Genomic DNA, 23623 nt, shown 5'->3' on the forward strand with positions numbered 1-23623 from the left:
CGAAACTCACCATGCTCTCAAAACCCTGTGGAGCTCCCCGGACGAAACTGACTGAACCGTGAAGGACTAATTCATGCCCGTTTATGATTTAGGACCAGTTTAGCAATTGACACTTCAGTTTCAACGACCCTCCCACACCGACGGGTCCGCCCGCCTCCCGGTCCGGAATTGGGGCTGGCGGTTGTCATAGAGGGAACCCGCGGTGTTCAGGACTGTCCGTTCTCTGTGCATAGGGATCGGACACCATGACCAATGTCGTGCGAGACAGAGCGTCCCCTTCAGACACGGTGTTCAGTGCCGCAGAACCGTGTTGTCTCGCGCATGACCGCGTGAGTAGCGTCACAGCTGCAGGGCAAGGCAGCCCCGTGCAGCAGGACCCGCCGCAGATTCAGGTCGCGCTGGGCAGAAGAAAAGGGTGTGAACGTTGCGTACAGATGAGGCAAGCCATTCCGCAGATCAGCAGGACTCCGGATTAAGAGGGGACGGCGGCGTTATTCAGTTGGTTAGTCCTGAAGGTGATCTGGTAGGCGATCTGGACTTTGACCCGTGGGTTGAAGACGTCTCTGACGAGCAGCTGTCTTCGCTGTACGAAGACATGGTTGTCATCCGCAGGATCGACACTGAAGCCACCTACCTCCAGCGGCAAGGAGAACTCGCCTTGTGGCCACCTCTTCTCGGGCAGGAAGCTGCACAGATTGGATCAGCGCGGGCACTGCGCAGCGACGATTTCGTCTTCTCCAGCTACCGGGAGAATGGCGTCGCATACTGCAGGGGAGTTGATTACGGGGACATCGTCCGGGTGTGGCGTGGGAACGCCCACTCGGGGTGGGATCCCTATGAGCTGAATATGGCAACACCCCAGGTCATCATCGGCGCCCAAACCCTGCATGCCACCGGCTACGCCATGGGCATCAAGAACGACGGCGGCACTTCTGTCGCCGTCACCTACTTCGGCGACGGCGCGACAAGCGAGGGTGATGTCAACGAGGCACTGGTGTTCGCTGCCAGTTTCCAAGTGCCTGTGATCTTCTTCTGCCAGAACAACCAGTGGGCCATTTCGGAACCGGTGGGGCTTCAGTCCCAGATTTCCATAGCGTCCCGCGCAAAGGGGTTCGGTATCCCATCACTCCGGGTTGACGGCAACGACGTCCTGGCAGTTATGGCCGCCACACGTCTCGCTCTGCACCGTGCTCGAAACGGCGGCGGTCCGACATTTATCGAGGCAGTCACATATCGAATGGGCCCCCACACCACAGCAGATGACCCAAGCCGCTACCGGGACGCAAACGAACTCGAGATCTGGGCGGCCAAAGACCCTCTTGCCCGTGTGAGAGCACTTTTGGAGAACAAGGGGATTTTCACGCCGGAGCTTGAGGCTTCAGTGGCCGCCAAGACAGACGCCGTCGCCAAGGAAATGCGAGAGGCGTGCATCAACATGCCGGACCCATTACCCATGGACGTTTTTGCCCACGTTTACAGCACGCCGAACACCACATTGGAAACGCAAAAGGAACACTACCTCCGTTACCTCGACACGTTCGCGGGTGAGCGGAGTGAGGGGATAAGCCGATGAGCACCATGACGTTTGGCCGAGCCATCAACGCCGGACTGCGCAAGGCAATGGAGGACGACCCAAAGGTTGTACTCATGGGAGAGGACATCGGCAAACTGGGCGGCGTCTTTCGAGTCACCGACGGTTTGCAGAAAGACTTCGGACCTCATCGGGTCATCGATTCCCCACTTGCGGAAGCCGGAATCGTGGGCAGCGCCGTCGGCCTCGCCTACCGGGGTTACCGACCCGTTGTTGAAATTCAATTTGACGGGTTCATTTACCCAGCATTTGACCAGATCGTGTGCCAGGTAGCGAAGCTGCACTATCGGACGCAGGGCAAAGTCAGGATGCCGATCACCATCCGGGTGCCCTTCGGCGGAGGGATAGGCTCGCCGGAACATCATTCCGAATCCCCGGAGGCCTACTTCACTCATACCTCCGGCCTGCGGGTGGTCAGCGTGTCCAACCCCCAGGACGCCTATACAATGCTTCGGCAGGCCATTGCATCGGAAGACCCGGTACTCTATTTCGAGCCCAAACGCCGGTATCACGTCAAAGGCGAAGTCGAACAAAACATTGACCTTGGAGAAGCATTTCCACTTGGCAGCGCCAGCGTGCGCAACGCCGGCAGCGACGTCACCTTGGTCACGTATGGTCCCCTCGTAAAAACGGCTATGGACGCAGCATTAGCTGCAGCCGACGACGGAATTTCAGTTGAAGTCATAGACCTCCGCTCACTTGCACCGATCGATTTCGCACACGTTGAGGCTTCGGTGCGGAAGACCGGCCGGCTGGTTATTACTCACGAAGCCTCGCGGTCGGGCGGCCTGGGAGCCGAGATCGCCGCGACCATCACCGAACGTTGCTTCAACCACCTTGAGTCAGCGCCGGTCCGGATAACAGGCTTCGACATCCCCTACCCGCCGTCAAAGCTGGAATCACACCACCTGCCCGATCTGGACAGGATTCTTGACGGCGTAGACCGGGCCCTTGACCGACCGAACTCTCTGACTGGACTGGGAGGACGAAAGAGATGACCACAAGGGAATTTAGGCTCCCGGACCTGGGTGAAGGGCTGACCGAATCGGAGATCCTCCACTGGAAGGTCGCCGTCGGCGACGCCGTCGAACTGAATCAGGTGATCGCCGAGGTCGAGACAGCAAAGGCGGTAGTTGAACTCCCTTCGCCCTACGCCGGAATCATCGCCGTACTCCATGAGCAACCGGGCACCGTTGTTCAAGTTGGTACCCCCATCGTGTCATTCACGCTCCCGGGAGATTCTGACGGCGGCCCGCCCTCAGATATCGCCAACGACGGGCCAGCAAAACGGATCCCGACTCTCGTTGGTTACGGGGCCGAAATTGACAGTGCCGGGCGGCCAGCACGCAAACCCCGCAAGGCTTTTCACCCACACTCGAATGCCCAGACCGCTCCTATTACCCCCGAAACTCCAGCTCCGACTTCCTGGAGTTCGGACAGCCCAGCAGATCGACCCCGCTCCACACCGCCGGTCCGCAAGCTCGCACGAGATTTAGGCGTGGATCTGGCATCAATGGTTGGCACCGGGCCACAGGGCCTGATCACCCGGGCTGACATCGATGCCGCGGCGGGATACGCCGCCCGGCAAGCAGCGGACAGTCAAACGGCCGATATCGAGGCATCTGGGGAAAAGGAACGGGAAACCAGAACGCCCATCAAAGGCGTACGCAAGCACACTGCCTCTGCGATGGTGTCGAGCGCATTTACCGCGCCGCATGTAACTGAGTTCCTGACTATTGATGTCACGACGAGCATGGAGTTGCTTGAGACGTTGAAGTCCAGCCGTGAGTTCGCCGGCTACAAGCTCACACCGTTGACGCTTGTGGCGAAAGCCGTGCTCGTCGCGTTGGGCCGCAATCCCTCGTTGAACTCCCGATGGGACGAAGCTCGCCAGGAGATCGTCCAGTTCAATTACGTCAACCTGGGCATCGCCGCCGCAACACCGCGTGGGCTCACTGTGCCGAACATCAAGGACGCGGACCGCATGGGACTTTTGGAACTCTCCGCCGCCTTGAATCAACTCGCCCAGACGGCCCGGTCAGGCAAGACGGCGCAGGCCGAGCTGTCGGGCGGCACGATCTCCATCACAAACATAGGCGTCTTCGGCATCGACGCCGGGACACCCATTCTGAACCCCGGAGAGGCGGCTATTTTGGCTATCGGCTCCGTCAGGCGCCGACCGTGGGAGCACGCCGGCGCTGTCGCAATTCGGAGTGTCATGACCCTCAGCCTCTCCTTTGACCACCGGCTGGTTGATGGCGAACAGGGCTCACGATTCCTTTCCGACGTCGGGGCCATCATGTCCAATCCGGCAGTGCTCATCACGATGGTTTAGCCCGCCCGTTCTGAACTGCCGCCGCCACTGATTGCGCTGGATCTCGCGACCATCTCCGCACCTGCTACTCACAGGGCAGGAACACCCATGCACGTTGAAATGGAAAGCCTATGCACACGATAAAGAGCCTGGTGGACACTACCAGCGAGGTCTTTGAAGCCAACAACATCGCCCAACGGGTGCTGGCAGGAGAGCTTCAAAAACGTCTGGCCCAAACGGCGTTGGGTGGACCGGAGAAGTCGCGTGAACGCCACGTAGGCCGGGGCAAGCTGTTGCCGCGTGAGCGGATCGACCAGTTGCTGGATGAGGGCAGTCCGTTCCTGGAGATCGCTGCGCTGGCAGCCAACGGTATGTATGGCGGTGATTGTCCGGGTGCGGGAGTGATTGCCGGCATCGGCCTGATCCATGGCCGGCATGTGCTGGTGATCTCCAATGACGCCACGGTCAAGGGCGGCACCTACTATCCCATGACGATCAAGAAGCACCTTCGCGCCCAAGAGATCGCCCTGGAGAACCGGTTGCCCTGCATCTACCTGGTGGACTCGGGCGGGGCGTTTTTGCCGAAGCAGGATGAGGTCTTTCCGGATAAAGAGCATTTCGGGCGGATCTTCTTTAACCAGGCGCGGTTGTCGGCAGCGAAGGTCCCTCAGATCGCGTCCGTGATGGGCTCGTGCACCGCCGGCGGCGCCTACGTCCCGGCGATGAGTGATGAGACGGTGATCGTCCGGAACCAGGGAACCATCTTCCTGGGCGGTCCGCCGCTGGTGAAGGCTGCGATCGGCGAAGTAGTCACCGCGGAGGAACTCGGTGGCGGCGAAGTCCACTCGAGGATTTCCGGCGTCACGGACCACTTGGCCGAAAACGATGAGCACGCCCTGCAGATCATCCGCGACATTGTGGCCACCCTGCCCGGGCCGGAGGCCCCCGCCTGGGATGTGGAAACCGCCGTCGAACCCGTGGCCGATCCCGCCGGGCTGTACGGGGCCGTCCCTACGGATGTAAACGCGCAGTATGACGTGCGTGAGGTGATTGCCCGGCTGGTAGATGGCAGCAGGTTCCACGAGTTCAAGAAGGAGTACGGGACAACCCTGGTGACGGGCTTTGCGAGACTGCACGGACATCCGGTGGGGATTGTGGCCAATAACGGGGTGCTTTTCAGTGAGTCTTCGTTGAAGGGCGCGCATTTCATTGAGCTGTGTGACCAGCGCGGGATCCCGTTGGTCTTTTTGCAGAACATCTCCGGTTTTATGGTGGGGCGGGATTCGGAGCAGGGCGGGATCGCCAAGAACGGCGCAAAGATGGTCACGGCGGTCGCGACGGCGCGGGTGCCGAAGCTGACCGTGGTCATTGGCGGGTCCTTTGGTGCAGGAAACTACTCCATGTGCGGCCGGGCCTACTCACCGCGCTTCCTCTGGATGTGGCCTGCCAGCCGGATTTCGGTCATGGGCGGCAACCAGGCCTCCAGTGTGCTGGCCACTGTCAAGCGGGACCAGTACGAAGCCGCAGGCGAGGAATGGTCCGCCGCGGACGAGGAAGCGTTTAAGGCCCCGATCCGGCAGCAGTACGAGGACCAGGGCAGCCCGTACTACTCCACCGCCCGCCTCTGGGACGACGGTGTGATTGACCCGGCAGATACCCGTACCGTGCTGGGGCTGGCGCTCGACGTCGTCTCCCGCACCCCGCTGCCGGAAACCTCCTTCGGCCTCTTCAGGATGTGAGCCCAGCAATGACTGAAGCACCCCAACTGACTCAGCCGACCGTGAAGCCGGCACTGTTCGGTACCGTACTGGTAGCGAACCGGGGCGAGATCGCCTGCCGGGTGATCCGGACCCTGCGTGCCCTGGGCATCCGGTCGGTCGCCGTGTACAGCGATGCCGACGCCGATGCCCGGCACGTACGCGAAGCCGACGCGGCCATCCGGATCGGTCCCGCCGCGGCGGCAGAGAGCTACCTGAAGATCGAGGCGATCATCCGGGCGTGCCTGGAGACCGGCGCCCAGGCTGTCCACCCCGGCTACGGGTTCCTGAGTGAGAACGTCGGCTTCGCGCGTGCCCTCGAAGCCGCGGGAATCGCTTTCATTGGCCCGGGGGTGGAGTCCCTGAACGTTATGGGTGACAAGATCCGTTCCAAAAACCACGTGGCCGGCTACGGAGTCCCCGTCGTGCCGGGCATCGCCGAGCCGGGCATGACCGACGCCGAACTGGTCGAGGCCGCGGACGCCGTCGGGTTCCCGCTCCTGATCAAACCCTCCGCCGGCGGCGGAGGGAAAGGGATGCACATCGTGGAACGTCCCTTGGACCTGGCAGCCACCCTGGTCACCGCACGGCGGGTCGCCTCCAGCGCGTTCGGGGACGACACGCTGTTCCTGGAGCGGCTGATCCGCACGCCGCGGCACATCGAGGTCCAGGTCCTTGCGGACAACCACGGCAACGTCATCCATCTGGGCGAGCGTGAGTGTTCCCTGCAGCGCCGGCACCAAAAGGTCATCGAGGAGGCACCCTCTCCGCTACTGGAATCCCTTCCCGACGGCGACGCGGTGCGGGAACGGATCGGCAAAGCCGCGTGCCAGGCAGCCCGCAGCGTCCACTACAGCGGCGCGGGAACCGTGGAATTCCTCGTCTCCGACGACGCCCCCGACGAGTTCTTCTTTATGGAAATGAACACCCGCCTCCAGGTCGAACACCCCGTCACCGAAATGGTCACCGGCGTCGACCTCGTCGAATGGCAGGTCCGGATCGCCGCCGGTGAGGTACTCACCGTGGCCCAGGCCGACGTCGAACTAACCGGCCACGCTGTCGAAGCACGCGTCTACGCCGAAACCCCCGAAAAGAACTTCCTTCCCGCCACCGGTACGGTCCTGCTGCTTGACGAAAAACCTACTGGAGAGGCAGGCAAACGCGTCCGCGTGGACTCTGCGCTGCTGCAAGGACTCGAAATTTCCTCCAACTACGATCCCATGGTGTCAAAGGTCATCGCCTGGGGCGAGGACCGCAAAGCGGCGATCCAAACCTTGAATGAGGCCTTAGCGGATTACACCTTGCTGGGCGTAGACACCAACGTCGAATACCTGAGACTGCTGATGAATGACCACGACGTCTACGCAGGGCGCCTCGACACAGGTCTGATCGAACGGAAAATGCCCGGTTTCACCTTCAGGCACGTCGACGACGCTGAGTTGGCGGCCGCTGCCGTCTACATCTGGGCTTTCACCCAAGCAGTTTCCGGATCGGAACGGGACAGGAACAGTGCGTGGGGCAAAACTGACGGCTGGAGGCTGGGCAGACAGGCGCCATGGCGGGTGACCATGAAGACACCCTCCGGCGAATTAGCATCCGTACAGATAACCGGTATCCGGCCGTCGGCTTCGGTCCTGGTGCGCGTCAACGATGGCCCCGAACGGACGGCCTCGTTGGCGGCACTGGCAGATGCCAGGCTTCAGCTCACCCTGGATGGCGACGCCTCCATCTACGCGATGGTTCCCGGATCCGGTCCCGGCGAGCCCCAAAGTACCTCATCGGGCAGGGCCCGCTCCTGGGAAACAAGCTCAGCGCTTCCTGGCGAAATGTTCCTTGGTAACGGGGGGTGGGGATGCCGTTTGGAGATCCTCAGCCGGGAATCTCGGCTCGCATACGTGCTTGCCGCCATTGAGAGGGACGAAGGCAGAGCAGATCCGCAGGTCCGCGCGCCCATGCCCGGAACTGTGGTTTCGGTAGCCGTCAGCAACGGAGCAATCGTCGCCGAAGGCCAGCTGCTGCTGGCCGTCGAAGCCATGAAGATGGAGCACCAACTCCTGGCACCGCTGGCTGGCACCGTCCACCTCACGATCCGCACCGGTGACCTCGTAAAAGCCGAGGAAGTGGTGGCAACAATTCATCCCCACGATTCCGTTCCGGCCGAGGACCAACCATCGCATCTGCCAGCGAACCAGGCACAAAGAACAGATCCCAATAATGAAATGGAGCAACACCATGGCTGATTTTGACCTCAGCGAGGAGTACCAGGAACTCAGCAAGACAGTCCGAGAGTTCGCGGACGAGGTCGTTGCCCCGGCCGCCGCCAAGCACGATGAGGAACACAGCTTCCCCTACGAAGTGGTGTCCCAGATGGCCGAGATGGGCCTCTTCGGGTTGCCGTTCCCGGAGGAGTTCGGCGGAATGGGTGGGGATTACTTTGCGCTGGCACTGGCGTTGGAGCAGTTGGCCCGGGTGGACCAGTCGGTGGCCATCACCCTGGAGGCCGGGGTCTCCCTTGGCGCCATGCCGGTCTACCGCTTCGGTACTGACGCCCAGAAGGAGGAATGGCTACCACTGCTGGCCTCGGGGCAGGCCCTCGCCGGCTTCGGGCTGACGGAACCGGAAGCCGGGTCCGACGCGGGCGGCACCAAGACCCACGCACGGCGTGAGGCGGGGAACTGGGTGATTAACGGGAACAAGGAGTTCATCACCAATTCCGGGACGGACATCACCCGGCTGGTGACCGTCACGGCGGTGACGGGCCAGAAGGAGCGCAAGGACGGGAGCGTCAAGAAGGAGATCTCCACCATCCTGGTGCCCACGGACACGCCGGGATTCAAAGCCGAGAAGGCGTACAACAAGGTGGGCTGGAACGCCTCGGACACCCACCCGCTGACCCTGAAGGATGTCCGCGTCCCGGAGGAGAACCTCCTCGGTGAGGAGGGCCGCGGCTACGCGAACTTCCTATCCATCCTGGACGAGGGCCGAATCGCGATCGCTGCGCTGGCCACGGGGGCGGCGCAGGGCTGCGTTGACCTGTCGGTCAAATATGCCAAGGAACGCAGCGCCTTTGGGCACCATATCGGCAAGTACCAGGCCATCTCTTTCAAGATCGCCCGGATGCAGGCCAGGGCCCACACCGCCCGGCTGGCGTACTACGACGCGGCCGCCAGGATGCTGGCCGGTAAGCCGTTCAAGACGGAGGCGGCCATCGCCAAGATGGTCGCAGGCGAGGCAGCCATGGACAACGCGCGGGATGCCACCCAGGTATTCGGCGGCTATGGCTTCATCAACGAATTCACCGTGGCACGCCACTACCGCGACTCCAAGATCCTTGAAGTGGGGGAGGGCACCACGGAAGTCCAGCTGATGCTGATCGCCCGCGAACTCGGCTTGTAGCTGAGAGTAGCCACACTCATGGATGAAAAGATCAAAAACCCCGCCACTGCCCCTTGCCCCAGCAAGCGCATCATTGAACAGCGGGGGCTGTATTTCGATGAACTCGAAGAAGGCGTCGTCTACGCGCACCGGCCCGGCAGGACAGTAACGGAAACGGATAACGTACTGTTCACGACCATGACCATGAACACCCAGGCCCTTCATCTGGATGCGGCATGGAGCGCTGGGCAGCCGTTTGGTCAGCGACTGATGAATTCTATGTTTACCCTGGCTGTGGTCGTCGGTCAGTCCGTGCCCCAGCTGACGCAAGGCACCATCATCGCCCAACTCGGACTGACGGACATCGCTTTCCCTCATCCGCTCCACCACGGTGACACGCTCTACACGGAGACGGTTATCAGTGAAAAGCGCCTCTCTGCGTCCCGACCCGGACAGGGAATCGTGACGATGAAACACGTGGGCCGCAACCAGGACGGGAAGGTGGTTGCCGTCGCGACGAGGAGCAGCCTGATGTGGACCAGAAGAGCGCACATTTTGCAGCAGGGGGAGTAACATGACGACGAATCTCGTACCGGGTCCGGCTTTATTGTTTTGCCCAGCTGACAGGCCCGAACGCTACCAGAAGGCAGCCGAACGGGCAGACGCCGTGATCCTGGATTTGGAGGACGCCGTGGCGCCGGGAGATAAAGAACTCGCCCGCCTGGCTATCCTGAGGCAGGCACCCGGCTCCGCGCTCGACCCACGCCGTACGATTGTCCGGATAAATCCAGCCGGAACGGAAGAACTCACCAAGGACCTCGAGTGTCTGGCTCAGACGCCGTACCGCACCATCATGCTGGCTAAGGCTGAACAGGCTTCCCAGTGCCGAAGTCTGCATGGCTACGCCGTCATCGCCCTTTGCGAGACAGCTGCCGGCATCGTCAATGCATCCCAGATTGCAGCTGAGCCCAACGTCGTTGCCCTGATGTGGGGCGCCGAAGATCTGGTTGCATCGCTGGGCGGAAAGTCAAGCAGGACTGGTCGGGGCCGATATCGTGCTGTCGCAATGCACGCACGGTCAGCGGTGCTTCTTGCCGCTGGTGCGGCCGGCAAAGAAGTCATTGATTCCGTCTTTGTTGACATCGCGGACCTTCGTGGTTTGGCCTTAGAGGCCGCCGACGCTGTCGCCTCCGGGTTCGGATCGAAGGCATGTATCCACCCAAACCAGGTAAGTATCGTACGTGGCGCCTACGCACCCACTCCTGATGAAGTCTTAGCCGCATCCAAGCTCCTTGGGGCAGCAGCGAAGGCAGGCAACGGCGTCTTCAGCTTCAACGGAAAGATGGTTGACGGGCCGATCCTTAAGCACGCCCATGCAACCCTCATCAGGGCAAATCTCATGAAGTAGGCAGGGCCCTCGTCGAGTTACGGGGGCCCTTCGCTTCTCCAGTTAACCGGAAGCGGGGAGCCCGCATTGTTGCGCTGGAGAAGACAACCCCCGACGGCTCTGTCGCCGTCGGGGGTTGTCAATGGATGTTCTTAGCGGGTGACTGAGCCTGTCAGTGCGGCCACGGGACGCAGGAATAGGGGCTTGGTCAGGAACCAAGCGGCGACCATAACGATCAGCGAAGCGCCGAAGATCCAGAATCCGGTCCAGTTGTCCTCGTTGCTTGATGCGTACATGTGATTAAGGTTGCGCAAGGCGCCTGTGGCGAGCACCAGGGCCACATGAACGACGACGAACCCGACGAAGTAGATCATCACCGGAAAGTGGAGAGCCCGGGCGACTTCCATGGGGTATATCCGGTTGAGGTTGCCAAGTTGTTTTGGCCACAGCGGGGACATCCGCAGTCCGGTGAGAAAAGCCAGCGGGGCCGCGATGAAGACGGTGACGAAATAGGCGAGTAACTGCAGCGCGTTGTAGCTGACCCAGCCGTCCTCCGTCGGCCAATCCAGGGCAAGGTACTGCAGCCCCGCTGACAGTGCGTTGGGAACAATATCCCAACTTGTGGGAACGATTCGCTGCCAACGCCCTGTCGAGAACAACAGGACGATGAAGATGATCCCGTTCAGAATCCAAAATACATCCAGGCTCATGTGAAGCCACAAGTTGAGACTGATTTTGGTTGGTGCCCTTTTGGTTCGGATAAAGCCTCTGTTGTTCCGAGTCCAATTCCCCTTTGGGCGGGTGTCAGTCCGAATTTGCCAGCCGCTCCTGATGATCAGCACTAGAAAAAACATATTGAGAAAATGCTGCCAACCGAGCCAGGCGGGAAAGCCGGTCTGCGATCCTTCCGGAGGCTGCATGTGCCCGGGGAATTCTTGGAGGAACGAAGCTGTACTGTCAAGGGCCGTGAACCATTTCGCTGCCAGGACGGCCGCAACGAGCAGCAGCAGAGCCGATGCCGCCGTCACGACCAGTCGTGTCCATTTTGTCTTCGTCGTTTGCCGACTTTTCACTGAGGTTGCCATGGCCTAGCTGCGCCCCTGTGACCGTGACCGGATGGCGTCCATCAGCTGCGGTACTACGTTGAAAACGTCCCCAACGATTCCAAAGTCAGCCACATCGAAAATTGGTGCGTCCTTGTCGGAGTTGATGGCCACGATTGTTTTTGCCCCCTGCATCCCCGCCCTGTGCTGAATAGCTCCAGAAATTCCGAGGGCGACGTAAAGTTGCGGCGTTACAGTGACTCCGGTCTGCCCGACTTGGGAGCTTTGAGCAACGTAGCCGGCGTCTACGGCGGCACGAGAGGCGCCCACCGCCGCGTCGAGCACGTCGGCGAGTTCTTCAACCAAGGCGAAGTTTTCCTTGGAACCCATGCCCCGACCGCCGGACACAACCTTCTCAGCCGTGCGCAGATCGGGACGGGACGAGGCGAGGACGGGTGTGGTTCCTTCGATGACCCCGGATGCCTCCACGCTGAGGGTCAAGTGATGGATGGTGACTCCAGGGACCGCTTCAGGTGCCCTGCCTTCCAGGGCGCCGCGGTGGACTGTGATGATGGGCAACCCGTCTTCGGCAGCGGATTCCACAAAATATGAGCCGCCGAAGACTGAATGAGTGGCCAGAATGCGTTCACCTTCGAGTCGAACCGCGACAGCGTTGGTAAGCAGGGCTCCATTCGTGCGTGCGGCCAGTCGAGCGGCTGCTTCACGACCGTCAATTGAGCTTGAGGCCAGCACAGCGGAGGGCTCGAACTGTTGAACAGCATGCCAGAGAGCTTCAACCTGGGGTGTCAGGAGCAGCGTCGGTTCCGGTTCGGTTTGGCCAAGGAAAATGTGCTGGGCTCCGAGGGAGCCCAGCTCCGCCACTATCTTAGCTGCCACACGGGGTGTGGCCAGAACGGCGACAGGGGTGCCCAGTGTTGAAGCCAGGCCGAGCAATTCGCCGGCACTTTGGGAGATCTTCCCTTCGGTGGAAAGTTCAACGAGCACTAGTACGTTTGACATTTTTGTCCTCCTTTAGAGCAGCTGGCGGGCGCCAAGGTATTCCGCAAGCTCAACACCGGCGGTACCACTGTCGATGATCTTCTTGCCTGATTGACGGGCCGGGCGTGCTGCAACGGAAACGACCACTGAGCGTGCTGCGGCTGAACATTCGGAGGGATCCAGATTCAGGTCCGCCAGGGACAAGGTCTTCACGGGTTTTCGCTTCGCCGTCAATATGCCTTTGAAGTTGGGAAAGCGCGCCTCTGCTGAACGCTCAGTAACCGTGATAACTGCCGGCAAGGAAGCGCGGACGCTGAGCGTGCCTGATTCAACTTCACGCTGGCCCGTGACCGAGGTGCCGTGAATGTCCACTGCCCTGATCGAACCGAGAAGGGGAAGTGCAAGGCGTTCAGCCACCATGGCCGGAACGGATCCAGAGCGCCCATCGGTCGACTCGTTTCCGGCCACGACGAGGTCAAAGGCAGTTGTTTTCAGAGCGGCCGAAAGCGCCTTCGATGTCCAAACAGCGTCCGCGCCTGAAAGGTCATCGTCCAGCACATGAATGGCTGAGTCAGCTCCCATGGACAAGGCCTTTCGAAGAGCTTGACTGACGCCCTGTGGCCCCATGGACAAGGCCACGACTTCAGTTCCTTTGTGGGAATCCTTGTACTGGAGAGCCACTTCCAGGCCGCGCTCGTTGACTTCGTCGATCACGCCTTCGGTTGAGCTTCTGTCAAGAAGGCCGGTTGCAGAATCAAGGCGCCTGTCCTCGGACGTATCTGGCACCTGCTTAATCAGAACGATGATCTTCATTGAACAACTCCTTGTGGAACTGGGTCTGCCACGGCAGGCACGTAATGAAACAGCTGGGGGCCTGGGTTGCCCGCCACACTAGTAACCCGCTTTCCAACAGGCAACAGGGGCGAACGCAGCCGGTCACCGTGCGTGAAATTTAGGGTTTGGCGATGGCTGGGTTGTGCATCGTGTCAGGTCGACGCGAGGTGGCCGGATACAAGTAGGGGGCCTGAGCGGGAAAGATCAAGACGCCTGAAAGTCAGTTCCTCAACGGCCATTTGGGCTGGGCTGCCGACACGGTTCGGACCGACGTGGCTGCGAACTAAGCCATAGCAATGGGGCCCACTTGTTCCACGAGCTCCGTCATTGAGGGCCGGTGCCCGCGGTGAAAGACTATTCCTTTGGGCAGTCCTCGGATTGACGGTTTGTTTTTGGTCACGTCTATGGAGATTCGGCCGCCTGCCATGGGTGCATTGAGGATGTGCAGGTCCCCGTAGGACTTGGGCAGCGCGGGATCTATCCAGACGCCGCCAAGGGAAACGTGAGCGTCATACTGCATCAGGCTCGTTACGACCAGGATCGGCGCTGTGGCCGCCCAGGCTTGCGGTGAGCATGCCTTTAGGTAGGGGACCGGTGCCTTGAATCGCTCACCGCCTGAACCACAGAACAATTCCGGCAATCGGCCATCGGAGAATTCCGCTGCCTCCAGCAGCGCGGTGGAGATTCGTTGCGCCTCGGTCACAAAGCCGTAGCGCATGAGTCCTTGGGCGATGATTGCGTTGTCGTGGGGCCAGACCGAGCCGTTGTGATAGCTGGCCGGGTTATAGGCGCCCATGTTGGTGGCGAGGGTGCGCACACCCCAGCCGCTGAACATTTCGGGGGACATCAGCCGTTCGGCCACCAGGGGTGCCTTGTCCTCATCCACGAGACCGACCCATAGGCAGTGGCCCATGTTGGAGGCGCAGGCGTCGACCTGCCGCTTCTTCCCATCCAGGGCGATGGCGTAGTATCCGCGGTCAGGCATCCAGAACTGCTCGTTGAACTGTTTCTTGAACTTTGCCCCGCGGTCGGCGAGTTCGTCTCCCAAGGCCATATCGCCGTCGTCGTACGCCATCCATGCCCGGGACATATGTGCCTGGTAGACGTAGGCCTGTACTTCGCAGAGCGCGATTGGCGGCTCGGTCAGTATGCCGCCGGCGAAGTTGATGCCGTCCCAGGAGTCTTTCCAGCCCTGATTGATGAGCCCTCGGGGTTGAGGCGGTTGTACTCGACGAACCCGTCGCCGTCTTTTGTCTCCGTAGTCGCGGATCCAGTTCATTGCCCGGTCCGCGTGCGGTAGCAGGGCGGCGATGGTCTCCTTGGCGAAACCCCACCGGCTGACTGTGCCCAAGACGCAAACGAAAAGGGGGGTGGCGTCGACGCTCCCGTAGTAGACGGACTTGCCGCCCAGGGAAAGCCCACTGGAGACATCGAGCCTTACTTCATGCAGGATCTTGCCCGGTTCCTCCTCGCTCACCGCGTCCACTACCGTACCTTGGCGGTCGGCCAGCGTCTGAAGTGTACCCAATGCCAGGGAGGGATCCACGGCGCGGCCATGTGCGAGGCCAGCAGGGAGTCCCCGCCGAACAGGGTCATGAACCAGGGCGCCCCTGCCGCCACCACTACACGGTCCGGATGGTTTGGATCTTCGATGCGAAGGGCACCGAGGTCGTCATAGCTCCGTCGCAGCGTCCGTTCAATCGAGCGGTTTCCCACGCGGACCACGGGAATTTTCGCCACCCATCCCTGTCGGCGGCGGTCACTTGCGGACATGCCTTCTGCATCAAGATGAATGAACGACGGCGGCGCGGCGGACTTGTCGCCTCACTGCTCGGCACCGCAGTGATGACGGAACTCCACTGGCTATGCGGGGCAACCGTGACTCGATAGCCTAGGCCCTCCGGCGTGATGTCGGCTCCTGGTGCCTGGATGAGGATGCCCTTCCGAACGTCCTGCCAGGCAGCCCTGATTGTCAGGGTGTCGCCGTTTACGTGGCACGTTTGGTCCCAACGCCGCTGAATTCGGGCGTCCTTGACTTCGAAAAGGTCGGCGAAGTCGGCTTCGACTTTCAGGGAGACCACACATTCGGCAGGCTCGTTCGAGAAATTGCGAAGAGTGACCTGCTCTTGAATGCCTGCGCCCACTTCGCGCAGGCGCTCGACGATCAGCGGACTGTCCGTGTGGCCGTCCAAACGAGGCACCCGGCCGGCAAACAGCGCCCGATACGGTTCCTTCGTCTCCGCGGCCAGTGGTTCAATGGGCTGGCCATCGATGGTCGTCATCCAGTGGGAGAGGATGCGAGTGTCCTGAAAAAGACGCCGTGCGGATGTTCGGGGCGGATATCCCCGTTCGGGTCAGAAATGCAGAAGGAGGATCCTTCCACCAAAGTGACCGTTCCGGCCCCAAGGGGACCAGCAGCCGTGTCAGCATTCCATCCAGCCATCCCGTCCCCTTTATGAGACTGACTCTGGTGAGCACGGGCGCCCGGGAAGTGAGCAGCTTCAGAGGCGCCATTTCTGCTATGGACGCTACTCTTGCTCGTTAAGGGGCGCCAGTGCCGCTTGGACGGCCCGATGTCAACGTGGGCCTGCGCCGAGCTCCGCCCTGGTCTACGATCTCATTTGGATCCGCGCACTCTGAAGCGCGGATTTCCGAAGGCAGCACTTTTGTCAGGTACGTAGCCGACTGCCGATAATGGACATCTGCCGTCGGACCGGCCCAAACGTCTTGTCATGATGCTCGATATAGTTTCCGCCATGCTCTTAATGAAGGAGGTGCAGCCATTGAGTTGGATATTTCTTTGTTCCGGGGGGCGGAGTGCAGTCGGTTTTGGGTTGTTCGACAGGGTCGGAAAGGGTGCCAAGGAGCAGGCAATCTGCAGAACAGTCGGCTCCGATTTTCAGGTGCTGGATACGACTGCAGGGATGAGCTGGATCTTCTCTTTCGGTGCCCGACCGAGCAAAAAAGAAGTGTGGACACTGTCCACACTTTTCGATTCGGACTGCCTCGTACAGCCGCCGGACTGGCCCGGTTTTCGCATGTTCCCGCCACTTCCCAGTGTTTGCAAGGCCCGGAAATCCCGTTCGAGTCCCACCTCGGGCACGGCATACCCCCTCGTCAGAGGGGGTTTTTGCTTTAACGTGTGGACATTCTGGGTGGTCAGGTCCCTCTGACACTGGCCGCGGGGTGTGCCTGGCGCCGCGGGTCGCCTGTGAAGTTGTGGGGGAGCGGGTTCAGGGTCTTGGCTGATGGGCCCTCCGCATGCTGTGAGCTGGGTTTATGCGATCCTCTCTTTGGTGCGTCCGGTAGGTCGTGGTTGGCCTACACCTCTTCATGGGTAGGCCCGCGAAACACAACATGATGTAGGGGAATCTTCGTCGGAAGTCGCTGAAGGCTCGTGTCTATCAGGACATTAGGCCCTCGTGTCCGACCGCTTGTGCGATCGGAGGTCCTGTGGATGCTGTACACACCTGAATTGTTCGACTGCCCGCATCGCCAATGGCTTAGGAGGTCGACGATGGGGCGCCCTCCGTGAGCCCTCGAATCGCGCTGCAGATATCCGATTCGGTGCTCACCAAGTTTTTTTGATTGGGCGCTGGGGACGGTGACGGCTTGGGCCACAGCACTTGTGAGAAAAAAGGGGCCTCACGCTGGCTCGCCACCTGGCCGGGAAAGGCGCAGACGTGGATGCAGGAGAGAATGCTGTCGCCAACTGCGCCGCCGCTGGAAAGTACAGAGCGCTGTGAGGCACCTCGGGGTGAAGGAGCGCGGGGGATTATCCCTGCTTATGGTTCCGCCGACTTTGCAGTCTGTGCCATTGTCACGCTGATGTCGTCTCCAGCTCTGAGGGGTTGGCGAGCGAAGATCCCCTCGTGCGCCAGCACCGGCCGATTGTCTCCAGCAAGTTCGGTGTACTGTTCTTCGAGTTTTTCCCTTTTCTCAATGCTTCGTTGCCATGCGCGGACAGTCTCCGGGTCTCCACCGTTAACCTGTTGCCAGCTGCGGGGACGGTCCTCTTTTGATGGCCCGGGATCGACTCGGCCACTCAGGCCTATGCGCGGAGGTTTCCTCTTCGCTGCAGAAGAACAGAAGGGGCAAGCCGGATCGTCGGCAAACATCGAAGTGAGGCCTGCTTCGAAATCGTGTCCCTCGACGCAACGGAAGTCGTAGAGAATCACTGGTAGTGCCCTTGCTGTGCCCACCGGATCTGGCTGGTCTGCTCGGACTCGTGCCCGAAAATCATTTCGGCATTCGTCCGCTCTTGGATTCGCCGAAGTTTTTCTACTGACTCAAGCCAGAGGAGGTTATTCCAGACGACTGCGGCGCCAACGGCTGGTGGGCCGAAGGAGTCCCGCAAGTAGACTGCGTCCGAGGTAAAGATCTTGGTCCCGTCCTCCGGCAGGTCGACCTGAAGTGACATTGTTCCCCAAGTGTGGCCAGGGGTGTCTATGACGGAAACCCCAGGGACAATTTCGGTATCGCCCTCGATGGCATCGATGTTAAGACCTTCGAAGTCCGCTTTTAGGTGTCCTCCGAGGTGCGGGCCCATTATTTCCTTGACTCCCTCCAGTTCCTTACGGTTCGCGACGATCTTGGTCTTGCCGTTGTCAAAGAGCCGCGCGTTACCTGCGTGATCAAGATGCAGGTGGGAAAGGATGAGTAAATCTATGTCCGAGGGCTCAAGGCCGACTTGTGCGAGCGAAGAGTCCAGGAAACCGGATGCGCTGGATGCATCAGTCTTGACCGGAAAGAAGTTGTCCATGCCGCTCTCTTGCCAGCGCGAACTCCAATCACGGGGGACGCCGGTGTCCCAGAGAATGCGTCCTTCGGGGTGTTCAATCAGGACTGCATGCGTTGGGATTTCGCCCCACTCACGCTGACGTTCCTTATTGTTGCGGTCCGCGATGATCCTTCCTGGCTTCAACAGGAGCCACGCCATGTCGGCTTCCATTACCCCGGTCTCCAGAACACGGACCTTCAACTGATCTATCGTCATCGCACTCCATTCCCTAACATCAAGGTCACAGCAGTAGATCGCCATACTGTCAGACGATCGGCCGATCATCAAGACTGGCACTTGCACGCAAAAGCTATTGCGCGTGACCTGCGTCATACCTATACTCATGGAACAGCTCGTTATGATTGTCATACATTCGTTCTTCATACAAACGAGTTGGTGCGTATCCGTCGCCGGCTGACGTTGAAGTGGCTGTCAGCCAACCTATAAGGAGTTCAGAATGGTCAAAGAAGACCACGATTGCGTTTCTTCTCCCGGCAGCGGGAAGAAACTGGCCAGGCGTGCGGGGTGGGCATTTGCCGTGGCATCGGTCTTGGCGCTCACTGCCTGTGGCGGCGGCGGTAATGACTTTGGTCCGGCGGGTGGTTCTGGGACTTCAACGTCTTTCGAGTCAGCATTGTCATCCCTTCCGCCTGATGCACAGACCGCTTACCAGAATGCTGACGCGTTGACCGGAAAAACGCCGTACGGTGAATCATGGCAGCCCAAGGGGCCTGCACCATGGACCATTGGCTATACAAGTCCCTATGCGGGCAATTCCTGGCAGACAACGGCCATGGACCACCTGATGAAGGATATAGTTCCGCGGTACCAGAAGGCTGGCCTCATCAAAGAGGTGATCGTCGCCCAATCGGGGGGCGACGACACGGTGCAAAACCAGCAGATCCGGCAACTCGTAGACCAAGGTGCCGACATCCTGATCGCTTGCTGCTCAGCAAAAACCGCCCTGAACCAGTCCATTGAGTACGCTCATGAAAAGGGTGTACCTTTCGTTGCATGGAGTGGGCATGTGGATTCACCTTATGCCGTCAGCGCCGTGACCAACTACCGTCAGGCCGGAAGCGTCTTTGCGAAGTCAGTCTTCGACAAGATCGGTGGCAAGGGCAACGTCCTGGATGTTCAGGGTGTACCGGGAGCCACAAATGCCATCGATTTCGAAGCCGGGGTTCAAGATGCGCTGAAGGAATACCCCGAGGTTAAGCTTGTAGGCTCTGTAAACGGGATGTGGTCAGCGCCGGTGACAAAGACCGAGGTGCAGAAGTTTCTAGCGACCCACCCGGGCCAGCTCGACGGCATCGTCGCTCAGCCTGCCTCCGCTACCGGCGCCTTGCAGGCACTGCAGCAGTCTGGCCGTCCCGTGGTTCCGATTAACATCGGTGGCGAAACAGGAGCTGCGTGCTATTGGGTGAACCATCCGGAATTCGCTGACACTGGCTACAACATTTGGCCGCCCAAGGGTGAGATGGAACTTGGCATCGAGACCGCAGTCCGGATCCTTCAGCAGCAGGGGCCGAAAATTCAGTCCATCGTTCTCAGCGTGTCTCCCATAAGTTACGACGAAGCCAAGGAGGCGCTTGGGTCGAACTGTGACCCCAACGCCGACGGCTGGCTGGAACCCAGGGGCGGCTGGCTTACAGGAACCAAGCTTGACTCTTTCTTCGAGAAGCCAAGTGATCCTTTTGCTTGGAAGAAGCCGTAGAAGTCAGGCATTCGCCGCTCCTGAGGTAGCCGATCACCGGAAGCGGTAGTCAACAAAAAACAAACCCAAGAAGCTGTCAGATGCGCTGACAGACATCAAAGATGATGGATGGAGAATACGAGAAATGTCTGAGTATGATCTGGTCGTAATTGGTAGCGGTTTTGCCGGGGCCTCCGCGGCTCTGAGCTACTGCGAAAAAGCAGCCGACGAAGGACGGTCAGGCCGGGTAGCGCTGGTCGAAGTTGGAGCAGAAGACGAACGGTCTGGAGGGTCCCGCTGGACCATGGCTTGGCTTCGCGTCTACGAAGACGGCAGGCTCGACGAATCCTGGAAGGACCGAGTGCAGGAAACTTCCAAGGGGCTGGCTGACCTGGAATACTGCCTTGCACTCGAGCGCGAAGTCCCCGGAACCATCAAGTACCTGGAAGCCCACGGGGTTGAGCTGTACCAGCATTGGGAAAACGACGTCGCTCTTGAATACGAAACGGACAAGAGCATCAAATGGCCGGTCGGAGGCGGCCTTCAAATCGTCAATAACCTCCTCGCGCATTTCAAGAAGTTCGATAATTCCGAAATCCTCTACGAAACCGAGGCAGTGAAGCTCAGCATCTCGGATGAAGGGCGTGTCAACGGCGTAGTGGTCCGCGGTAAGGACGGGCTTCTTCGAACGCTCAGCTCAAAGGCCGTCGTCATTGCATCGGGCGGGTTTGAAGGCAACCCCGAAATGTTGACGCAGTACCTTGGCAACAACGCCGTCGACATTAAGCCAATCGTTCCGGGGCTGCACCGCAACAAGGGCGCCGGGATCCGCATGGCCATGGACATCGGGGCCGACACCGCCGGACAGTTCGACATGTTCCACTCGGAGGTAGTCGACTCCCGGACCAGCCGCCCTGACTCTGTAATTTGGGGCCACAACTACGGCATCTGTGTCAACCAACAGGGCAAGCGCTTCTTCGATGAGGGCGAAGACTACTTGTTTGCCCACTTCGAACTGCTGGCATACGAAGTCTGGAAAAACCAGAACCAGAAGGCCTACTTCATCACTGATAAGCCAGTCATGGAACGCATGCGTCCAGGCTGGGTCTACGAGACCACCGATATGGAGCCTGAGGAGGGCGCGACGCTGGCTGAACTGGCGGGCAAGCTGGGTCTCAGCCCGGAAGCACTCGAAGCCACCGTTCAGGAATTCAACGCCGCCACCGCCGGCGGACCATTCCAACCAGAAATCCTTGACGGGTTGAGCACCCAAGGTCTCGTCCCGCCAAAGTCCAACTGGGCGAATCGGATCGAATCCGGGCCATACTACGGATATCCGCTTGAGGCGAGGATCACGTTCACCTTTGGTGGGCTCAAGACAGACACCGAGGCGAGGGTCATCTCCGGCGGGGGAGTGCCGATCCCAGGCCTCTACGCAGCGGGCGAAATCACGGGGTTGTTCTACCACGAGTACCCGCCGGCGACGTCGTCAATTCGCTCCATGACCTTTGGTCGAGTCGCAGGGGCAAACGCTGTGAGCTACCTGAACGAGCTGGAATCAAGCGACGCTTCCGTTTCGGGACCGGCGACTCCACCTGCCAGCCGTGCTGCTGAGGCGGCAGACAGCCAAGGCTCGGCCATCCCCGCAGTGCCGGAGTCCGAAGCTGCATCGAAGGCTGCTGAGGCAGCCGGAAGCAGACGGTAGCTGATGCAGGTGAGAGGCCTGCCGCGGGGCTACCTCGCCAAGTCCCCATGCGGGGTCAAAACTAGATAACAGGAGTTGGCACGCCCCGGGAATGGGGCGTGCCATTCCCTATTGGAGGAAAGAATGAGTCAACCACGTGTCTTCGACATGCCGCGTATCGAACGAGTCATCGAGGGCGGTGGTGCTATCCAACAAATTCCCGCTGAACTGGAGCGGCGAGGACTTAAACGTGCTCTTCTCGTAGCAGGCAAGTCAATCAGCGCCACCCAACAATTCGATGATCTCGTCAGTGAGCTGGGAGCCAGAGCCGTCGCGGTTTATGGCAGGGTCGAGGCCCATAACCCAGTCAAGCGACTAGCTGAGCTTGTGGAGATTGCTCAGAACGCAAATGCCGACGTCGTGATAGGCGTCGGCGGAGGGTCCGCTGTTGACGCGGCAAAGCTCACCGCCTTGGGAGTGGGGGAGGGTATTCATTCGGAGCAGGACTTCCTGCGCTACAGCATTTCCCACGGGCTGCCGGAGCTGCAAGGTATCCCGCTTCCTGTCATCGCCGTGCCGACAACGTTATCGGCGGCAGAGTGGAATGGCGTTGCCGCCTTTGTCGACGACACGACCAACACCAAGGAACTGACCAGATACCTCGCCCTTACACCCAGGATTGTTGTGCTGGATCCGGAGCTGTGTGCCTTAACTCCCAGGAAATTGTGGATCACAACCGGTGTCAGGGCCATCGATCATGCGGTCGAAATTGCTTATGCCACGAATGCACATCCGTTCACCACCGCGCTGTGCACTGCGGCCCTCCGCACCCTGGCCGAGGATCTTCCTCTGACGGCGTCTGACCCTCATGACTACGAAGCGGCTCTGCGCTGCCAGCAGGCGGCCTGGATGTCACTGGTCGGAGTTCACAACGTACCAGTGGGGTTATCCCATGCTATAGGCCACCAGTTGGGTGCGGCCGGCGTTCCTCACGGCGTAACGTCCTGCATCACGCTGCCGCACGTTATGCGGTTCTACGCTGAAGCGACCGCAAGCCAACAGGCCATTATGGCCACCGCCATGGCGGCGGCAAGAGGAGCAACGAACGCGATGCCGGCTCCTGAGGAGCTGGAGCTACTCTTCGACAAGCTGGGAGTACCGCGGCAAATCCGTGAATTTGGTCTGAGCCCGGAGGCGTTGGAGAACGTTGTTCGCGCGACGATGGGCGAGGCGGAAGCCGTCATTCGTCAAGCACCGCGGCCGGTATCAGCCGATGATGTAAGGGAGCTCTTACAGAAGGCCTATTAGCGAGCGGCATATAAAGCTGAGAACACGTGGTTCTCATTCGTGCAGCGCAGCAGATGCCCAAGCTCGCAATCAGCGGTTCCTGTCGATCGTCGCGACACCCAAATAATTGGGGTCGCGGCGACCGACCTCTTTAACGTCGACAGGGTGGGTTGCATAAGCCGAAATACGGCCAAAACTGTCCGTTGCATAGCCGCTGCTTTGGCGCAACCCGCCTCAGTGCCCAAGCGACTTGAGGACTCAGCGTGAATCGCGCAAAGGGGCACGCAAAAGCCCGGCGGGGGTTCCCAGCCGGGCTTGAGCGCACTTTCGAACGCCGGCGATCATGTCATTGTGGGGGCCTAGATTGCCTTGATCTCGTCGGCGTCAGCCTCGGCGCCAGTGACTTCGTCGGCGCCGGCGGAGCGGGCAACTTCATTGAGCGTTTCCTGGACGACACGCATCGCTGCGAGCCCCGCAGGTGCGCCGCAATAGGCGGTGGCCTGCACGATTGACTCCACGATCTCGCTTGGTTTTAAACCGTTCCTTAGGCCGCCCCGGACATGTACAGAAAGTTCGTGGTGCTGGTTGAGCGCGACCAGCATGCCGATATTGAGGAGGCTACGACTTCGACGGTCCAGGCCGGGCCGCGTCCACACGGCACCCCACACTGTTTCGGTGATGTGGGTCTGCAGGGCTTCACTTTCGGTTCCGGCTGTGCGCTCGAGGGAACCAGCGACGTATGAATCCCCGAGAACCTCCCGGCGTACCTTGATTCCGGCATTCCATAGTTCGCTGTGTTCGTCTGCTTCATACTGGTTAGTCATTTCGGTCCTTCATGTATTCACTCGATCCCGGGTTGCGGCGCCACTGCCGGAG

General features: G+C 60.2%; 16 protein-coding genes and 1 pseudogene. 11 read left to right on the top strand and 6 right to left on the bottom strand.

The features are described from left to right. Window positions 1–424 precede the first annotated feature (424 nt). The 8 genes from pdhA (at window position 425) to AB4Z15_RS15050 (ending at window position 10445) form a co-directional block, all read left to right on the top strand. On the top strand, window positions 425–1573 hold the full coding sequence (pdhA, locus tag AB4Z15_RS15015) for a pyruvate dehydrogenase (acetyl-transferring) E1 component subunit alpha (RefSeq protein ID WP_442017892.1): 1149 nt from the start codon (window positions 425–427) through the stop codon (window positions 1571–1573). Next, a complete protein-coding gene (locus tag AB4Z15_RS15020; protein ID WP_442017893.1) occupies window positions 1570–2589 on the top strand; it encodes an alpha-ketoacid dehydrogenase subunit beta in 1020 nt (339 codons plus the stop codon). The genes pdhA and AB4Z15_RS15020 overlap by 4 nt, the downstream gene beginning before the upstream one ends. Beyond that, on the top strand, window positions 2586–3926 hold the full coding sequence (locus tag AB4Z15_RS15025; protein ID WP_442017894.1) for a dihydrolipoamide acetyltransferase family protein: 1341 nt from the start codon (window positions 2586–2588) through the stop codon (window positions 3924–3926). Before AB4Z15_RS15020 ends, AB4Z15_RS15025 begins: the two co-directional genes overlap by 4 nt. 110 nt (window positions 3927–4036) lie before the next feature. After that, window positions 4037–5644 (top strand): carboxyl transferase domain-containing protein, encoded by a 1608-nt coding sequence (locus AB4Z15_RS15030; RefSeq protein ID WP_442017895.1) that lies wholly within the window; start codon window positions 4037–4039, stop codon window positions 5642–5644. Window positions 5645–5652: 8 nt separating this feature from the next. Further along, a complete protein-coding gene (locus AB4Z15_RS15035; protein WP_442017896.1) occupies window positions 5653–7902 on the top strand; it encodes an acetyl/propionyl/methylcrotonyl-CoA carboxylase subunit alpha in 2250 nt (749 codons plus the stop codon). Next, the gene (locus AB4Z15_RS15040; protein WP_442017897.1) at window positions 7895–9058 is read left to right on the top strand and encodes an acyl-CoA dehydrogenase family protein; all 1164 of its coding nucleotides are present in this window, start codon (window positions 7895–7897) and stop codon (window positions 9056–9058) included. Before AB4Z15_RS15035 ends, AB4Z15_RS15040 begins: the two co-directional genes overlap by 8 nt. Window positions 9059–9076: 18 nt before the next feature. Continuing rightward, window positions 9077–9610: a MaoC family dehydratase gene (locus AB4Z15_RS15045; protein WP_442017898.1), complete on the top strand. Its 534-nt coding sequence runs from the start codon at window positions 9077–9079 to the stop codon at window positions 9608–9610. Window position 9611: 1 nt separating this feature from the next. Continuing rightward, complete coding sequence (locus tag AB4Z15_RS15050; RefSeq protein WP_442017899.1) at window positions 9612–10445, top strand: HpcH/HpaI aldolase/citrate lyase family protein; 834 nt, start codon at window positions 9612–9614, stop codon at window positions 10443–10445. A 131-nt stretch (window positions 10446–10576) separates the two neighbouring features. Here AB4Z15_RS15050 and AB4Z15_RS15055 read toward each other — a convergent pair whose 3' ends face one another. The 5 genes and pseudogenes from AB4Z15_RS15055 to ahlD form a co-directional block, all read right to left on the bottom strand. Further along, a complete protein-coding gene (locus AB4Z15_RS15055) occupies window positions 10577–11509 on the bottom strand; it encodes a cytochrome b/b6 domain-containing protein (protein ID WP_442017900.1) in 933 nt (310 codons plus the stop codon). A 3-nt stretch (window positions 11510–11512) separates the two neighbouring features. Further along, on the bottom strand, window positions 11513–12487 hold the full coding sequence (locus AB4Z15_RS15060) for an electron transfer flavoprotein subunit alpha/FixB family protein (RefSeq protein ID WP_442017901.1): 975 nt from the start codon (window positions 12485–12487) through the stop codon (window positions 11513–11515). 12 nt (window positions 12488–12499) lie between these two features. Beyond that, window positions 12500–13279, bottom strand: a complete 780-nt coding sequence (locus AB4Z15_RS15065) for an electron transfer flavoprotein subunit beta/FixA family protein (RefSeq protein ID WP_442017902.1) — start codon at window positions 13277–13279, stop codon at window positions 12500–12502. A gap of 304 nt (window positions 13280–13583) precedes the next feature. Continuing rightward, window positions 13584–15743 (bottom strand): annotated as a pseudogene (locus tag AB4Z15_RS15070) (amylo-alpha-1,6-glucosidase). Window positions 15744–17474: 1731 nt separating this feature from the next. Beyond that, window positions 17475–18296 (bottom strand): N-acyl homoserine lactonase AhlD, encoded by an 822-nt coding sequence (ahlD, locus tag AB4Z15_RS15075; protein WP_442017903.1) that lies wholly within the window; start codon window positions 18294–18296, stop codon window positions 17475–17477. A gap of 241 nt (window positions 18297–18537) precedes the next feature. Here ahlD and AB4Z15_RS15080 point away from each other — a divergent pair, with 241 nt between their 5' ends. From AB4Z15_RS15080 to AB4Z15_RS15090, 3 genes are all read left to right on the top strand, one after another. Then, window positions 18538–19797, top strand: a complete 1260-nt coding sequence (locus tag AB4Z15_RS15080; RefSeq protein ID WP_442017904.1) for an ABC transporter substrate-binding protein — start codon at window positions 18538–18540, stop codon at window positions 19795–19797. Window positions 19798–19921: 124 nt separating this feature from the next. Beyond that, entirely contained in the window at window positions 19922–21481 is a 1560-nt protein-coding gene (locus tag AB4Z15_RS15085; protein ID WP_442017905.1) for an FAD-binding protein, read from the top strand. Window positions 21482–21604: 123 nt separating this feature from the next. Then, window positions 21605–22768: an iron-containing alcohol dehydrogenase gene (locus AB4Z15_RS15090; RefSeq protein ID WP_442017906.1), complete on the top strand. Its 1164-nt coding sequence runs from the start codon at window positions 21605–21607 to the stop codon at window positions 22766–22768. A 338-nt stretch (window positions 22769–23106) separates the two neighbouring features. Here the strand turns inward: AB4Z15_RS15090 and AB4Z15_RS15095 are convergent, their stop codons facing one another. After that, window positions 23107–23571, bottom strand: coding sequence for a carboxymuconolactone decarboxylase family protein (locus AB4Z15_RS15095; protein WP_442017907.1), 465 nt, complete (start codon window positions 23569–23571; stop codon window positions 23107–23109). Window positions 23572–23623: the final 52 nt, after the last annotated feature.

The sequence above is a fragment of the Paenarthrobacter sp. 2TAF44 genome, from assembly GCF_052114885.1.
Taxonomy (GTDB): Bacteria; Actinomycetota; Actinomycetes; order Actinomycetales; family Micrococcaceae; genus Arthrobacter.

What these genes read in the sequence shown, in the direction of transcription:
- AB4Z15_RS15020 (WP_442017893.1), top strand. Translation starts at nt 1,570, where the DNA reads ATGAGCACCATGACGTTTGGCCGAGCCATCAACGCCGGACTGCGCAAG.
- AB4Z15_RS15025 (WP_442017894.1), top strand. Translation starts at nt 2,586, where the DNA reads ATGACCACAAGGGAATTTAGGCTCCCGGACCTGGGTGAAGGGCTGACC.
- AB4Z15_RS15030 (WP_442017895.1), top strand. Translation starts at nt 4,037, where the DNA reads ATGCACACGATAAAGAGCCTGGTGGACACTACCAGCGAGGTCTTTGAA.
- AB4Z15_RS15035 (WP_442017896.1), top strand. Translation starts at nt 5,653, where the DNA reads ATGACTGAAGCACCCCAACTGACTCAGCCGACCGTGAAGCCGGCACTG.
- AB4Z15_RS15040 (WP_442017897.1), top strand. Translation starts at nt 7,895, where the DNA reads ATGGCTGATTTTGACCTCAGCGAGGAGTACCAGGAACTCAGCAAGACA.
- AB4Z15_RS15045 (WP_442017898.1), top strand. Translation starts at nt 9,077, where the DNA reads ATGGATGAAAAGATCAAAAACCCCGCCACTGCCCCTTGCCCCAGCAAG.
- AB4Z15_RS15050 (WP_442017899.1), top strand. Translation starts at nt 9,612, where the DNA reads ATGACGACGAATCTCGTACCGGGTCCGGCTTTATTGTTTTGCCCAGCT.
- AB4Z15_RS15055 (WP_442017900.1), bottom strand. Translation starts at nt 11,509, where the DNA reads ATGGCAACCTCAGTGAAAAGTCGGCAAACGACGAAGACAAAATGGACA.
- AB4Z15_RS15060 (WP_442017901.1), bottom strand. Translation starts at nt 12,487, where the DNA reads ATGTCAAACGTACTAGTGCTCGTTGAACTTTCCACCGAAGGGAAGATC.
- AB4Z15_RS15065 (WP_442017902.1), bottom strand. Translation starts at nt 13,279, where the DNA reads ATGAAGATCATCGTTCTGATTAAGCAGGTGCCAGATACGTCCGAGGAC.
- ahlD (WP_442017903.1), bottom strand. Translation starts at nt 18,296, where the DNA reads ATGACGATAGATCAGTTGAAGGTCCGTGTTCTGGAGACCGGGGTAATG.
- AB4Z15_RS15080 (WP_442017904.1), top strand. Translation starts at nt 18,538, where the DNA reads ATGGTCAAAGAAGACCACGATTGCGTTTCTTCTCCCGGCAGCGGGAAG.
- AB4Z15_RS15085 (WP_442017905.1), top strand. Translation starts at nt 19,922, where the DNA reads ATGTCTGAGTATGATCTGGTCGTAATTGGTAGCGGTTTTGCCGGGGCC.
- AB4Z15_RS15090 (WP_442017906.1), top strand. Translation starts at nt 21,605, where the DNA reads ATGAGTCAACCACGTGTCTTCGACATGCCGCGTATCGAACGAGTCATC.
- AB4Z15_RS15095 (WP_442017907.1), bottom strand. Translation starts at nt 23,571, where the DNA reads ATGACTAACCAGTATGAAGCAGACGAACACAGCGAACTATGGAATGCC.